Raw genomic sequence first — 16,261 nt, 5'->3', positions numbered from 1 at the left:
AGAATAAAAAAACTCCACCACGAAAATATACGCACCACATTTTTGGCACGCTATCATCATGGTGGAGTAGTTTATTAGCACATCTTGCTAAAATACCAATCCATTTATTCATAAATAAAACGATAGATTCATAACAGGTCATATCACGATTCCATCTTTAACACTATAATTATAGCGTTAAAGTTAAAAATATACAATATAAAATTTAAACTACGCATATGTCAGCTTGTAACTATCCATAATAACCCATATAAAACATAACAAGGAGTAAGCGAACAAATGGGGTCTTTTAATAAATGGATTCGTGGTGAAAAATCTTTTTCTACCCAAGAACAAGCTGATTACGCATTAAATAAATCTATCTCTTCTTCCCTTTCCCTTAATTTAAAGCACTTGTCCAAACTGTTTAGCGGTATTCCAGAATTAATAACACGCACTTTTCCATTAAAAAACGGACAGGAAGCTGCACTTATATATATGGAAGGACTTGTAGACAAAACTGTTATTAACATAAACATTCTTCGTCCTCTCTTATTTAAAGAGTGGAATGAAGACGATTTTTGGGAAGCTTCTGTTTCTATCGGAAATATAAAAAAAGTTCAACAGTGGACAGACATTGAACAATCTCTTTTACACGGCAAAAGTATTTTATTTATAAACGGGCAACTATCCGCTTTAGAGCTTGATACGCAAGCGGCACCAAAAAGGAGTATTGAAGAACCTACAACAGAGAGCTCCATAAAAAGCTCACACGAAGGATTTAATGAAGTAGCGAGCGACAGCCTTGCACTTATTCGTCGATATATTCCAAATCGCGAATTGAAAGTGAAGGAATTCACTGTTGGTGAACGAGCTACTTCAAAGATTTTTTTGCTTTATCTAGCAGATGTTGCGAACGAAAATGTCGTAAAAGAAATGGCATCCCGTATCGAGTCAGTAAAAGTTGATGCGATTCTTACTACTGGTGAATTAGAGGGGTTTGTTGAAGATAATTCCTTTACTCTCTTTCCACAATTATCAATAACTGAACGCCCTGACACAACAGCACATCATATTCTTGATGGGCGAATTGCCGTTGTTGTAGATCGCTCACCAGGCGTATTAATAGGACCTATGACCTTTTCATCCTTTTTTCAGACGATAGATGATTACAGCTTCAGACCTATGATTCCATCTTTTATACGACTCCTTCGTTTCACTGGACTATTTATTGCAATATTTGCTCCTGCTCTTTATATTGCTATGATTTCCTTCCATTATGAAGTGATTCCGCTCAAATTGTTGTTAACGATTGGAGAATCTCGAGCCAAAATTCCTTTCCCCCCCATATTAGAAGCTTTATTAATGGAATTAGTTCTCGAAATGCTCCGAGAAGCAGCGATTCGGCTCCCTGGACCTGTTGGACAAACAATCGGCGTCGTAGGAGGAATTGTAATTGGACAAGCTGCGGTTCAAGCTGGGATTGTTAGTAACGTTATGGTTATCGTCGTATCAATTACTGCGGTTGCCTCTTTCATTATTCCCAACTTAGAAATGTCAGCAGGAATTCGGCTTCTTCGATTCCCAATGATGATAGCCGCCTCTTTATTTGGCGTCATTGGAATTATGGTTGGAATGGCAATTATTATCATCCATATTCTTTCTATGGAATCACTTGGTGTGCCATATGGTAGTCCTTTTTCTCCGTCATATGCTTCGGATTTAAAAGATACCCTTGTACGTTTCCCATGGAAAATTATGAAGAAACGGCCACTATCTCTACAATTAAAACAAGATAACCGGCAAAGAGATGTTGAGGAAAAGGAGGAGAATAAGTGACAAAACGTACAAAGAGGGAGATCACTTTATTTCAATACATTTTAACGATTAGTGGTGTTCAAGTAGGATTCGGTGTCCTTACACTTCCGCGTGAAGTTGCACAAGGTGCGAATACAGATGGCTGGATGTCTATTATTATCGGATGCGCTATCACTACTTTAGTCAGTTTATGTATTGTAAAAATTATGGAAAAGCATCCTGGATATACTTTACTTCATGTGCTGACTCGTTATCTTGGAAAATGGTTAGGAAGAGTAGGAATGATTTTTTGGATTTTATATGCTGTACTTGCAGCAGTTTCCTTAGTTTTTTCCCTCCTGTATGTTATTCACATTTGGATTTTACCTAGATCTCCTATGTTTTTAATTATGATTTTGCTTTCTATTCCAATGCTTATGCTTACATGTAAAGGTGTACTTATTATTAGTCGCTTTGCCGTTTTCACTGTAATTTTTACCCTTTGGATGCCATTACTATTATTTATTCCTCTTAAAGATGGTCATTGGATATATCTTCTTCCCTTTCTAAAGGAAGGATGGATACCAGTTGTAACCACAGTGAAATCAACTATCATTGCGTTTCTCGGATTCGAATTTGCATTCGTCCTTTATCCCTATCTAACTAACAAATCAGCTGCAAAAAAAGGAATCGTTATTGCAAATATGATTACTTTATTTGTTTACCTACAAGTTACGTTCGTTTCTTTCGTTTATTTTAGCCCGGATGGTATAACGAAATTTTTATGGCCGACTCTTTCTCTTGTTACACCATTTCACTTTTCATTTCTGGAACGATTTGAAATTATCTTTTTATCATTTTATCTCTTCATTATTTTCGATTCTTGTATTCCTTATATTTTCACTGCTTCAGATGGAATCAATCAATTACTTAACAAAAAAGGGAGTCCATTACCTGTTTGGATTTTATTATTCGGGTGCATTTTCGTTCTATTCTTTTATATCCCTTCCTCTTACCAAATAAGTGCGTTGCGAGAATTTTGGGGAACTGCCAGTTATTTTATCGTTTTTCTATTCCCAGTCGTATTTCTCTTATACATGACACTTTATCAGCATTGGAAAAGGAGCAAAATTTAAATGAGGCGCTTTATTCATTTCACTATACCTTGCTTTCTCATAACCTTATTAACAGGCTGTGGAGACCGGCTAGACTTAGAAAAACAATCTATTTCATTAATTTACGGTTTTGACGCAAAAGCAAAAGGAAAATTAATTGTGTACCACGTAAACCCTACTTTTAATGAAGACGTAGAAAAAAAGTACGAAACACATGAAGCAAAAGTGCGTACACCTCGAGAAGCAAAAGCGACGTTTAATAGTTCAAGTGGCGGTTTAGTATCTACAGAAAAGTTACAGCTCATTTTATTTAGCACAAATTTTTTAAAACAAGAAGGGGCTATGCCTTACCTTGATGTTTGGTATCGCGATCCTAAAAATACCGGAAACATGCGCATGGTCGCAGTAGACGGTCCAGTTTCTTCAGTTATATATAATAACTTTAAAGATAAACCTGCCCTTCCCGAGTATTTAACAGATTTAATTAATACAAATAAATTATACAATCGGACAGTTTTCACACCATTTCATGAATTTCATAGGCAAACGTTTAATAAAGGTATAACACCTGCCATTTCAGAAATAAAAAAAGGAAAAAAAGATGTTATCGTTACAGGCTCTGCACTATTAACTTCTCGCGGAATTTATAAGATGTCTTTAAATCGTTATGAAAGTGCCCTTTTGCTTATGTTGCAAAAGAAAGCTAATATACCCGTTTCACTTACAATGAAAATTCCTTCTCATTCAGTTGAAAGTAATAGTCATCTAAAAGATACAGAAGGTGACGATTTCGTAACAATAAACGTTCTTAGCATGAATCGTGATATCCGTACAGACTATAGCGATAACCACTTCAAATTTAATGTTAAAATGGATTTAAAAATTGCCGTATCTGAACTTACATTCAACATGGATATAGACAAAGATAGAAAGAAATTAACTTCTCTCATTGCAAAACAACTAAACAAAGATTTAAACGATTTAATCAACAAAATCCAAAAACAGCAACTCGATCCATTCGGGTTTGGTGATTATGCGAGAGCATTTCAATATAAAGAATGGAAAACAGTTGAAGATGATTGGCCGAGTGCCTTTTCAAAAGCTAATGTGAAAGTGGCACCAACTATTAAAATTTTAGAAAATGGGATTATTAAATAGCAAAAACACACTACTTACTCTTATACGTTTAAAGAGCAAGTAGTGTGTTATCATTTTTATTTTGAAGCTTCCTATGCAGTTACGCTTCTGTTTCTTGTTCTTCGTTTTCCGCTTGTTCCAACCTTTGCTGTTCTGCAAGTTCGGCTGAAATCATTCCATAATAAATTTCTGGATACAATCCAAATATTTGATATACACTTCCTAAAAACGGCATCGGAATCCCTCTTTTCTAAAGTTGTATTGCCACTTTTAAGGATTCCCTTTTCATTCATTAAACATTCGTTTTTGATGTTTCCTCCTCATCATGAACACTTAATAAATTTTGCCACTTTTTATACGGTGCACTATTTGGGTCTACATAACCTTTCGCGTACGAACGATCCCACAATTGTTTAATAAACATTTCTTTCTCTTTCTTTGCAACCATATCGGCACCTGTACCGTAATAGTTTTGGAAATATAACTCAATTTCATCAAGGAATAGCCTCAATAATTCATCAGAAGTTTCTTCTAACGTTGGGTCATATTTCGCTTCACGGTCATACATTAAAATCATATCTAAAATATTATGGACATGCTCTTTACGAAGCCATCTAATATCTTGAGCACCTAATACAAACGGATGTGTATATAAATGTCCACCTTGTATCATCGCCTTCTCTTGTTCTTCTTCAAACCTGGACAAGATGTTTTCATAAATAAATGGGTTATGAAGCAACGCTCTGTGTAATTTATAACTTTCGCTTGAAATATTTTTCCCCATCGACTGAATTAAGAAGCTACGTCCAACGCCATTATATTGATACACAAACTGGCCATCAACAGCAACTAAACTAATCCAGCGATACATATACGCGTATAGTAGAGCACGATTACATTTATCGTAATCTAACTTCGTTTGCGTTGCATTTAAGTCTGGCATGAAGGCTGGTAAGTGCCAATACTTATCTAAATGCGGCGTTAAACTAGATTTTTTACTATTCAACTTGTTCACTCGGCGATAGTAAGACTGAAAATAATCACCTTTATCATTCATAAATCCATTTGCAATATGCCCAGACGAAAGCTTAGGAAAGTCTTGCAGTGATAAACCGTAATGTGCACGATAGCAAATGACTTCAAATGGTGAAAAAGCTTCATGTACTGTATCTTTTTCTTTAAACATTTCTTGCATTAATTCCTCTTGCAATTCTTTCTTTAAAGATGGGTGTATACCCCAATATTGTAATTCCCTATGATGCGAAACTTTCGGAACGAATGGACTTGCTAAATGGAACAAGTCTTCAATTTTTTCACGAACATATTCATCACGATCACGATTCTTATAATCCGCTTCTTTTCGTAATGCTTCAACGATGTTCAGCTCTAATTTATCGCGATAGCGTATTTGTAACTCATCGTAACAATAGTTTAGTATGTGCTCACGATAAAAGTCTTCTACCTTTTTCGATTGAATCTCTTCTGTTTTCGCATCCCGGCAATATTCCCCGTATAAGCTCATATAAATTTCCGCACATATATCTTTCGGTAATACACCTAAATTTAAATGTTGTTGCATATCTTGCCATATCTTTTCTTGCAACTTCTCTTCAGCTAATACGTATACATTCGTTGGGTTTGTTTTCCCTTCAAATTCCTTGCTTCGTTTTTGAATTTCAAACAGTAAATTTTCACGTGTTTCATGTAAATTATCAAAAAATCTTTCCCAATATTGAATCATTTTGTTAACTGCTTGATATAGCGATTGATAAACGAGTTCTAATAGCATTTCTTTACGGTATTCGTTTAATTTGTGTACGTACTGCGTTACAATATCTTCAAATTCCTTTTTAAATAAACGCTGCTGGTTATTAATCATTTTTCCAAACCAGCCTTGTTGCTGCGCAATTTCTACTCGGCGTACAGCTGTTACCGTTCCATCAATATTACTCACATTAAATTTCTTATCGTAGTTTTGAATTAAATTACGCTTTTGTTCATTATTTTCATGTAGTCGATTCATTTTTTCGACTAACTGCTTTCGAATTTCATATAACATAAAACGAGCTGCTACTGGGTGAACTGGATCTGTTTTCTTTAAAAACCATGTATTTAATTGATAGGACTGCCCTTCAGAACCACTTGGTGAAAAGCGGTCTGATTCAATCATGTCATATAAAAGTGTCGTTACATGTTCATGTACACGGCTCGGAATCGCATACGCATATAAACGAACCGCATGATCCACTCTTGCCACTTCACCTTTCATTTGTTCCATCATTTTCAGTTTCGTAGCTGAAATTTTACACTCATGTTGCAGACGATTTAATTCCTCATCTTTTTGCACCGTTCGTTGTACATAACTTTCTACAGCTTCTAAAAACAGTTTTGATTTCGCAACTCCGAGCTTACCACCCTCTGCTCCTTCACGTGTTTCATTGTACATTTGTCTATAGAAAATATGAGCTTGCTCTGGACGGGTAGCAAGATGCTCCAAGTCCTCTAAATAACTTTTACCTCTTTCCGGCTTTTCACGTTGCATCCCACGTTTTACATCTTGATCGTATCTTTGCTTCTTCTCTTGAAACAGTTGATCTAAATGAAGCCACGATTCATCTAAACCTTGCACCGCCCATTTTAAAGCACAATATTTTAACACATGTTCATATGGATAAATGAGTTTTGCCGTTCCTGCCCCGCAATATCGTCCTTTTCCGCTTGATTCTGCTAATTGCTGAATTTGATTGTCTTCCTGTGCAAAATGACTTGTGGACATCGGGCTAAATAACTGTAAATAAATTGTATTTGCCATCTGTTCCATATAGTCTGATAAATTGTGTAAATGGTGTCCATGTAGGTTTTCGTAATCGTATAAGAAACAATAATTGTACGGTAAATGATGTTGTTTAATTGTATGATTCGTTCTTCCGTCTTCATCTACTTGATCAGGGCGATACTCTAATTCAATTGTTACACCGCCGCGTTTTGATAATTCTCCAGTAGACCCGAGCGTAATAGCATGTAATTCTTTTAACGATGCATAGCCATTTGCTTGCACCGTTTCAAATTCTTTCGCGCTAACTGTTCTCGTCTTTACTAAAACATCCGGCATTAAAAACGCACCGCGTATTAAAATGTTATGATGCTGCAATTTCTTCCGAAGCATTTCACGTAAATATAATGCAATTTGTAGAAACATCCCTGAACCTGTTCCGCCCGCTAGTGATGTTACGATAATGACACGCACTCCATATTCCGTTTGATCGCTTGTAACCGGAAAAATTTTCTCGATTTCTTGCCAAAAAGACGTCAATTTATCTTCTTTCATCGCAGCACGTAACGCTAAACGTGAAATAACGCGTAACTGTCCTGCTCCTTCTGTTAATGGCTTATCAAGTATAGTCGGATCCATCGGAAACCACTCTGGGATCGTTGGATCTCCTGCAATATACTCCCTTGGTGTTTTACTCGAACTTGTTTGTGTCTTAAACTTTCGAATATGATCAAATTTACTTAATGTATTCACATCTGTATCAAATACGTGCATTGCTACCTTTTTTCGGCGCTCTTCAGGCAGTTTTTCATATATTTGATGCGTCACAGTACTACCGATTCCACCTAAACCAATTAATATTGTTGGAACTTGTAATGTCATGTGAACCACCTTCCTATTCTTGCTTGTTTGAAAAAAGGAGAAAAGAATCCATACTCCATCCCCTTCTTATCCCTACCTACTATTCACATTCGTACTTGTAAATCTCCTTACCATATCCCCTATCAATTAGTAAAAGTTCATTTGGATATAACGTCTTATGTTCCATTCCAACCTCATCCTCTGTTATAAACATCCCATCAATAATCATTCCTACTACTTGGGATTCTTTTGCTACAAATATCGATTTCGATCCTTTCTTTGCTATAAACGTAACGGATTGTACTGTCTTCCTTTCCGCTCTATACGGAATACCAAAATAATGTTTCCACCATTTATTTTTAAGTAATTCTGGCTCAGATTGATATAACCAATCTTTCGCTACTTCTTGATCCCATTCGTAATACAATAGTGCTTTCCGGTGAAATCTTGGACGGACAATCCAACCTAAAATGATTATTCCTACTATTAACAGTAATAAAGTGATAGGAATAACAAACTTAAAGATAAGCGCATATTTTTCATAAAACGGTGCATTTTGAATATGAAGTGATATTTTTTTCTTTATTTCTTGTAATTTTGAATCTTGCACTACGATGGTAGCTTCTATGGTGCCGGTATCTGTGAAATTGAATGTGTCGGAGTAATGAGGGCGAGGATAAATATAAATTTGATTACCATGTTGTTTTATTTCATAGTTGATTGATTGTTTAGATGTGACACCAGTAGATTTTAATAGTTTCTTTACAGCCTCTTCTGTCATCGGCTTACCATCTAACTGTGGTTGTATAATAAACGGTTTACTATTCTCTAAATTTGTTACTTTTTCTTCATAATCTTTCGTAATCGTTTGTAGTGATAATTTTGGTTTTTCCGTTACTTCGATTTTAAATTCTTTCGTCTGTCTGTAAAATCCCTTTATGTTCATATGAACTTTCCCACGCACTAGCCCTTTAGCAATCTTCATTTCGTAGTAAAATACATGTTTTTTATCGTCCCACTTCATCGGGTAGTGTTTTCCGTCTATTTCTAATTCTGCCTGAAAGTAAGAAGACTGAACTGGTAACTCCGTAGGCTTTGCTTCAATAACAGCAGTAACACCTTCGTACATTTTCTCTACATTTTTTTGACTACTATCATCTTTGTCATAAGTAGAAACCGTATAATTAAGCGCTGGTTCAACTAGTACTTGTAGTCCTTCTTTCTCAATGTCCTGGTCCACTTCTATCGTATAAGTTCCTGGTTTAATAACTTCCTCATTTTTCGTACTTATATGAACTATATTTCCGAACAATTTCGCTTCGCCTGGTGCATGTATAGAAAAAGAAGATTGTAATTGTAATGGTTTAGAAATTTGTGTGACCTGATAATCGAGCAGAGAAGGCGATTGTCGTACAAGCGTCATACGCTTTAACGGAAACGGTGTTGTAATCTCTACTCTTTTCCCAACTACTTTCGTTTTTACAATCGATTCAACAGAGGAGAATGGATCACGATTTGCAACTAATGCTGCCACTTGATTTACACTTTTTACAATGCCATCTTCTCCGCTTGACGGCATCGTAACACCATTTATCTCTTTCTTCCATATTTCCTTGAACGTATTTAGTTGTTCTTTTTCTTGTTGTCCTAAATCTTCTTCCATCGTAATTAAGACTGGATGTAACGATATCTTTTTTGCATCCATTTCTTTCTTAAACTGGGCTAATTCCCGCAAAATTTGTTCTTTTCCGCCAACCTTATCTTTCTCTAAATCATTAAATGCCCCGTCAGTTAATACAATAAGCCAAAATTCACGTTTTCCATCTATATCTGCTTCCTTTTTTATAGATTGCATCGCCGTTTCGACTGCGCTAAATGGAGTATTTAAATACGTTTTCCATTCTCCAATTCCCTCAATTTCTGTTTGCCTTTTATCCTTCGTTAACGAAATGTTTAATGTATCATTCGGCTTACTCATTGGAACGTAAGAAAATTTATCTTTTTCATCCAATAGCGCAACTAAACTTTGCAAAGCATAATTGGCATATTTCCAGCGATCGTTATTTCTCATGCTGCCCGAATCGTCATATACAAGTGAAACGACCCTTTCCTTTGCCTCCTCTCCTTTTGCAAAAGCTGATAAAGGTAAACATATAAATAGAAACAACATGAACGTGGCACAAATTCGGATTTTCATGATGAGGCTTCGCCACCTTTGTAGACAAATTCCTATGTTTAAATTTATGAGAGGAAACAAGATATATGACTTGTATTTTAGGACAACTAACCCACCATAACTTTATTATGTAAACAGACCATACACTTGGTAATATTCCTTCTAGCATTCTCTATCCAATTATATAAGTAAAAAAGCCTGTTTAAGCTCCACACTTAAAACAGACTTTTCCTACTTTTTATTTTAAAAACACTTAACAAAAAGTTTGATTTTTAACTAACACATCACTTCAATTGTAAATCCACCAGGTGCTTCCACATAAAACGTATACGCATGTGCACGTTTAGGAGCCTCAACCAAAAATCCATCTTCCTTCAATCTTTGATTTATCTTATCTACTTGTTCTTCACTTTCTTGTGGAAATCCTACATGAAATGTTTTTGGATAATGTACGTCTTTCCCTTTCATTAACGTTAATATAAACCCATCATTATCACGCATAACTGCAAAGCCATTTCCCCTTGTTCCGCTACAAGTTAAACTAAAATACCTCTCTAAAAACGCTCTAGATGCTGTTACATCTGTAACTGTTAAATTAAGATGTTTAATTCCCAATCCTTCACCTTATTTCTCAATTTTCTAACATTTTATCATACAAATAAAAAACACGCCTTCCACAGCGTGTTTCATTGCTTTACATACACTTCAACAATCGGATTCTCTTTATGATCCGCATGCAAGCGTATATTCTCTTCACTTGTATTATAAATACTAGCTAATAACATTATCGTTAACACATTAGGTGTCTTCGCATCACTTCCGTATTTTCTCTCAAGCGCTTCCTTATATTCAAAATCTAAATCCCCCTGCACATATGTATACACTTCAAAACCATCTTCTAAATTGCAAACTACTGTATCAATAATATCTGCCCCTACTTGCTTCTTCATTTCCTCTCGCAACGCTTCAATAAATTCTTCCCACGGTACTTCGTATGTCTGAAACTGATCTGTAGATTTCATGCCTTTTCCTCCTTATATATCCTCTTCTTATATTTCCCCTTTCCTATAACAATTATGATAGATAGGGCATTCGTACAAGCCGCACTTGTCCCCCTTACATATCGTATTACTGTAATGCGGAAGGAGGAAAGAACATGCATAGACAAAAATGTTATGATACATGCCGACGTTACTTCGGAAAAGTTGTTCGGATTGAAGACCGTGATGGCCGTATACATTTAGGGAAAATAATCGATGTGACACAAAGCTCTGTATGGATTGAACCGGTGCAACAGCGCTCATCTTTTGATTCAGGATTCGGATACTACGACGCTTATGCAAACGGTGGTTGTGACCTTTGTGGAGGCCTTAGCAGGTGTGATAGTTGTGGATTCGGATGCGGTGGTGGATTCAGCAGCTGCGGATGTGGTGGTCGTGGTTGTAGTAGTTGTGGTTGCGGCGGCTGGGGAGGCGGCGGTTGTGGCTGGGGTGTTGAACTCGGATTTGGTTTCATCTTCGGAATTACATTAGCTGCATTATTTTTCATTTAACATAGTAAAGAGTTGGCTACCTTTAGCCAACTCTTTTTCTTTATTTTTCACATATAAAAATACGATGCCCTAAAATGTGTTGGTACATAAGCCGTACATTTTCATGCTGTACCCACGCCTCATATAACTCATTCGGAATATGTGAGGATACATTCCATTCTGGCTCTTCTACATAGCCAGAGATTGTTTCTGCAATCGTGCCACCACCAGCAATTGTAATTCTTTTAAAATTTGCTTTCTGAAATAATTGTACCCACTCCTTCTCAGTTAATAGTTCTTTCATGCCATATAATTGGGCGATTTTTTCTTCCTCACCCTTATCAATGTGCCTATCAATAATCATTTCAATGACAACAAGCTTACCGTCCTGCTGTAATACACGATAACACTCCGAGATAACCCTTTCTTTGTCTGTAAAAGCGATGATTGATTCTCCAAGTACGAACTCAAATGAGTTATTCAAACACGGTAAATGCTCTACATTTCCTTCAATTAATTGTATATCTAACCCTTCAAACAACCATCTATCTTTTGCCTTTTGAATCATAATTTCATTCTTTTCAACCGTTGTTACTTTATAACCAAATTCACTTGTCATATACGCCGCTGTTTTCCCCGTACCGCAACCTATCTCAAGGACATTCGCTCCATATTTAAAAGGCAGTTGTGCTAACAATTGTTTTGTTAACGTAAAGCCACCAGGATGAGCACTTCCTATTCCGTAATAAGCTAGGAAATCGATGTATGTGTTTCGTTTCATGGGATTCTCCCTTTTTCATTTTATATATTCGAGCACGGAAGAAAAGTGCATAGAAAAAAGGGCGTATTGTACGCCCCTCATCTTACTTATCCTCTGTAATATATGCCCATTTATAGCTGTAGTCTCCACCAACTGGATGGTGAACAATACCTTTTACTTTCTGTCTTTGAACGATAGCATCACCACGTTGATATAATGGTGCAATTACAGCATCATCAAGTAACATTTTCTCAGCTTTTAGTAAGCTATCCCAACGCTCTTTCGTTTTCGTTAATAGCTCACCTTTACCTTTTTGTACAATTTCATCATATTTTGGATTTGAATATCCAGTTTGGTTATGAGGACCATTTGTAACGAACATATCAATGAATGTCATTGGATCTAAGTAGTCAGGCCCCCAACCAGCGTAAGATAAATCATAATCTAGATCTGATTCTAATTTTAACTTTTGTTTAAATGGCTGGTTTTTCAAATTCACTGTTAAACCTGGTAAGTTTTTCTCAAGTTCTCCTTTTAAGAATTCTCCTACTTTTTTCGCACCATCACCATCATAGTTTAATAGTTCTACTGTAATTGCATCTTTTCCAAGTTCTTTTTTCGCTTTTTCCCAATGCTCTTTTGCTTTTTTCACATCTGTTTTTAAAATATCTCCATTTTCTTTACGGAAGTCTTTTCCATCTGGGCTCTTAGCAAATTCTTTTGGTACTAAATAATCTGCAGGTGTAGAACCGTCATTTAAAATAACGTTCGTTAAGCCTTTTTTATCATATGCCTTTGCAATCGCTAAACGTAAATCTTTGTTCTTTAATACTGTATCTTGCCCACCACGTTTTTGGTTTAAACGTAAGAAGAACGTTGATGGTGTTTTTTGTGTAAAGAAGTCGGGGTTTGATTTATATTTGTCAACAAATTCAGATGTAAGTCCTGAACGATCGATTTGTCCACTTTCATATAAGTTAACACGTGTACCGCTATCTTTTACTACGTCAAAGTTGATTTCATCTAACTTAACTGTTTTATTATCCCAATATTGTGCATTTTTCTTTAACTTCCAACCTTCTTCATGTTTCCAGTCTGTCAATGTAAACGGTCCGTTGTATAACGTCGTATCTGATTCTAAACCGTACTTTTCACCTTTTTCTTTTACAAATTTCTCGTTTAATGGATAAAATGTTCCAAATGAAGTTAATTCTACAAAGTAAGGAACTGGATTTTCTAATTCTACTTCTAACGTATAGTCATCTACAGCTTTTACTCCTAATGTATCTAGTTCAGCTTTTCCTTCATTAATCGCTTGTGCATTTTTCAAATCAAACATAATGTATGCATATTCTGCTGCTGTATTTTTATCTACCGCACGTTTCCAAGCAAACACGAAATCTTTCGCTGTTACAGGCTCTCCATTTGACCATTTTGCATTTTTATTTAATGTAAATGTATATTTTTTACCATCATCACTCTTTTTATATGATTCAGCAACTCCTGGTGTTGCTTTATTATCTTTATCAAGTCGATATAAACCTTCCATTACGTTGTTTAAAGCGAGAAACGATACTTGGTCTGTCGCTTTAGCAGAGTCCATAGATGGAATCTCTTGAGACTCTGTTAAATTAAGCACTTGCTTCGCCGCTAGCTTTCCACCTTCTTTTTCACCGCTTTTTGGTGTTGTGCTTGCCTTCTCTTTATCTCCTGATCCAGAGCAAGCCGTTAATGCCATACTCATTACTAAAACTGGTGCTACGACCGCTGTCAATTTTTTCATCTTTTTTCTCTTCATTTTTTTGTACCCTCCCCAATTATATGTACGATATTAACATTTAGAAATTCTCTACTAACTTTCGTTATCAGAAAATTCTTATTAATTAATATTCTACTGTTTTTTTAGATTTTGTAAAGTATTTTTGTAAATTTTCTAAATATTTATTTTTTTATTATAGTAACTTATCGTTTTAACTACTATATGGATTATCCCCTGTCTACTATATGTAAACATCCTTCCCCTTATTCCAATCTATTACTACGTTCTATATTTTTCTTATTAGCATGAGGTCTCTTACTATCATCTGTCTTACTACTTACTGACCTCTCTAAATCCCTCCGATAGAACCTTCCTAATTACCTACCCGATTCTCAATAGGCTAACGAGATTTATTCCCTTATACATACTAAAAAGCATTTCAAAAGCAGCTCAGCCACTTTTGAAATGCTTTCACTTTATTTTTTTCCGCCATCCTCAGTTACATACGCCCACTTAAAGCTATATTCTGGACTGATGTTATGTTTCACAATTCCTTTTACATTCGGTTTCATTACATACGATCTTCCTGTTTGATATAAAGGAACTAACCCTGCATCTTCTTCAAGGAATAATTTTTCAGCTTTCCCTAACGTTTCCCAGCGTTTTTTCGCATCACTCATTAATTCATTACCTGCTTTTCCTACCATTTCATCGTATTTTGGATTTGAATAACTCATTTGGTTGTACGGGCTCTTCGATTCAAACATATCAATAAATGTCATTGGATCCGCATAGTCTGGACTCCAACCAGCATAAGAAATTTCATAATCTTGCGCAGTTTCTAATTTTAATTTTTGTTTGAACGGCTGAATTTTCGTATTAATCGTTACACCTTTTAAATTTTTCTCAATTTGATCTTTTACATAGTCAGCAATCTTTTTCGCAGTTCCATCATCATAGCTTAGCAATTCAATTGTAACTTGATCTTTTCCAAGTTCTTTTTTCGCTTCTTCCCATGCTGCTGCTCCTTTTTTCGGATTATATTTCAGACCATTTTTAAATGTATCTTGATAATCTTTACCATCTGGCCCTGTCGCAAGTCCTTTTGGAACCAATTGATCTGTTGCTTTTGATCCATTATTTAAAATTACATTTGCCAATCCTTTTTTATCAACTGATAATGCAATTGCTTCACGAAGTTTTTTGCTCTTTAAAGGCGTATCTTGTCCGTTACGTTTTTGATTTAAACGTAAGAAGAATGTACTTGATTCCGCATACTCACCATATTCTTCTTTGTTCGATTTATATTTATCTACAAACTCTCCTGATAGTAATGTAAAATCAATTGATCCTGTATCATATAAGTTTACTTTCGTTGCAACCTCTTTTACTACACTATAGTTAATTTCTTCTAATTTCACAGTCTTTTTATCCCAGTACTTATCATTTTTCTTTAGCTGCCAACCTTGTTCATGTTTCCATGAAGACATAACGAATGGACCGTTATACACAGTTGTATCTGCTTCTAAACCGTACTTATCACCTTTTTCTTTTACGAATTTTTCATTTAATGGATAGTATGATGGGAATGCTAATAAATTTAAGAAATACGGTACCGGTTTTTCTAATTCTACTTCTAGCGTGTAATCATCTACCGCCTTCGCTCCTAATTCAGTTACAGGTTTTTCTCCTTTATTAATCGCTTCTGCATTTTTAATATAGTAAGCAATAAATGCATATTCTGCCGCAGTATTCTTATCAAGTAAGCGCTTCCATGCGAAAACGAAATCTTTCGCTGTTACAGGATCACCATTTGACCATTTTGCATCTTTTCGCAGTTTAAACGTATACTTTTTACCATCTTCACTTTTCGTACTAGACTCTGCCGCAGCAGGAATTGGCTTATTATCTTTATCAAGACGATATAGGCCTTCCATCGTGTTCCCTAAAATTTGCGAACCTAATGTATCAGTAGATTTAGAAGTATCCATCGTCGGAATTTCTTGGTTTTCCGTACGATTTAATACTTGTTTCGCTGCATATTTAATATCAGATTTTTTTTCTTCCCCACTATTTGATGTAGTAGTCGTTTTCTTTTCCCCACCTGCCCCAGAACATGCTGTCAATGCAACACTCATCGCTAAAACTGGTACTACAACTGCCGTTAACTTTTTCATCTTTTTTCTCTTCATTTTTATACCCTCCCTAATTATATGTACATTACCAATCCTTGAGAGACCCCTTACTAAATATTTATTTTTTCAGAAAATTACAACTAATGTTATTCTACTCTTTTTTCGTACTTGTAAATAGTTTTATTTTAAATATTCTTATTTTTTAATTTAGTAGGATTTATCCCCCATCTACTATATG

At 35.5% G+C, this 16,261-nt stretch carries 12 protein-coding genes; 4 read left to right on the top strand and 8 right to left on the bottom strand.

Annotated elements, in window-relative coordinates; genetic code table 11:
* The first annotated feature begins 279 nt into the window (after nt 1–279).
* From MR143_RS11990 to gerSC, 3 genes are read left to right on the top strand one after another with little or no spacing between them, the layout of a single operon-like run.
* Nucleotides 280–1,818: a spore germination protein gene (locus MR143_RS11990; RefSeq protein ID WP_046945591.1), complete on the top strand. Its 1,539-nt coding sequence runs from the start codon at nt 280–282 to the stop codon at nt 1,816–1,818.
* Complete coding sequence (locus MR143_RS11985; protein WP_000167006.1) at nt 1,815–2,912, top strand: endospore germination permease; 1,098 nt, start codon at nt 1,815–1,817, stop codon at nt 2,910–2,912. The genes MR143_RS11990 and MR143_RS11985 overlap by 4 nt, the downstream gene beginning before the upstream one ends.
* Nucleotides 2,913–4,049 (top strand): spore germination protein GerSC, encoded by a 1,137-nt coding sequence (gene gerSC / locus MR143_RS11980; protein WP_242280782.1) that lies wholly within the window; start codon nt 2,913–2,915, stop codon nt 4,047–4,049.
* Nucleotides 4,050–4,128: 79 nt separating this feature from the next.
* Here the strand turns inward: gerSC and MR143_RS11975 are convergent, their stop codons facing one another.
* From MR143_RS11975 to MR143_RS11955, 5 genes are all read right to left on the bottom strand, one after another.
* Entirely contained in the window at nt 4,129–4,263 is a 135-nt protein-coding gene (locus tag MR143_RS11975; protein ID WP_001116180.1) for a phosphonate ABC transporter permease, read from the bottom strand.
* A gap of 57 nt (nt 4,264–4,320) precedes the next feature.
* Nucleotides 4,321–7,683, bottom strand: a complete 3,363-nt coding sequence (locus tag MR143_RS11970) for a tubulin-like doman-containing protein (protein WP_046945594.1) — start codon at nt 7,681–7,683, stop codon at nt 4,321–4,323.
* A gap of 79 nt (nt 7,684–7,762) precedes the next feature.
* Entirely contained in the window at nt 7,763–9,859 is a 2,097-nt protein-coding gene (locus MR143_RS11965) for a vWA domain-containing protein (protein WP_000702072.1), read from the bottom strand.
* Between the two features lie 255 nt (nt 9,860–10,114).
* Nucleotides 10,115–10,453: a VOC family protein gene (locus MR143_RS11960; protein ID WP_000511527.1), complete on the bottom strand. Its 339-nt coding sequence runs from the start codon at nt 10,451–10,453 to the stop codon at nt 10,115–10,117.
* 71 nt (nt 10,454–10,524) lie between these two features.
* Nucleotides 10,525–10,860, bottom strand: a complete 336-nt coding sequence (locus tag MR143_RS11955) for a hypothetical protein (protein WP_000842901.1) — start codon at nt 10,858–10,860, stop codon at nt 10,525–10,527.
* 134 nt (nt 10,861–10,994) lie between these two features.
* Between MR143_RS11955 and MR143_RS11950 the strand changes: the two genes are divergently transcribed.
* Nucleotides 10,995–11,390, top strand: coding sequence for a hypothetical protein (locus MR143_RS11950; RefSeq protein WP_000555000.1), 396 nt, complete (start codon nt 10,995–10,997; stop codon nt 11,388–11,390).
* Nucleotides 11,391–11,430: 40 nt separating this feature from the next.
* On the opposite strand, the gene MR143_RS11945 is transcribed toward MR143_RS11950, so the two are convergent.
* The 3 genes from MR143_RS11945 to MR143_RS11935 form a co-directional block, all read right to left on the bottom strand.
* Entirely contained in the window at nt 11,431–12,150 is a 720-nt protein-coding gene (locus MR143_RS11945; RefSeq protein WP_000828257.1) for a class I SAM-dependent methyltransferase, read from the bottom strand.
* A gap of 82 nt (nt 12,151–12,232) precedes the next feature.
* Complete coding sequence (locus tag MR143_RS11940; RefSeq protein ID WP_000823444.1) at nt 12,233–13,927, bottom strand: peptide ABC transporter substrate-binding protein; 1,695 nt, start codon at nt 13,925–13,927, stop codon at nt 12,233–12,235.
* Between the two features lie 437 nt (nt 13,928–14,364).
* On the bottom strand, nt 14,365–16,080 hold the full coding sequence (locus tag MR143_RS11935; RefSeq protein ID WP_151522733.1) for a peptide ABC transporter substrate-binding protein: 1,716 nt from the start codon (nt 16,078–16,080) through the stop codon (nt 14,365–14,367).
* Nucleotides 16,081–16,261 lie beyond the last annotated feature (181 nt).

It is taken from the genome of Bacillus cereus group sp. BfR-BA-01347, assembly GCF_022663835.1.
GTDB lineage: Bacteria > Bacillota > Bacilli > Bacillales > Bacillaceae_G > Bacillus_A > Bacillus_A thuringiensis_K.
Note: the sequence above shows the minus strand (reverse complement) of the source record. Positions and strands in the feature narration are given on the sequence as shown.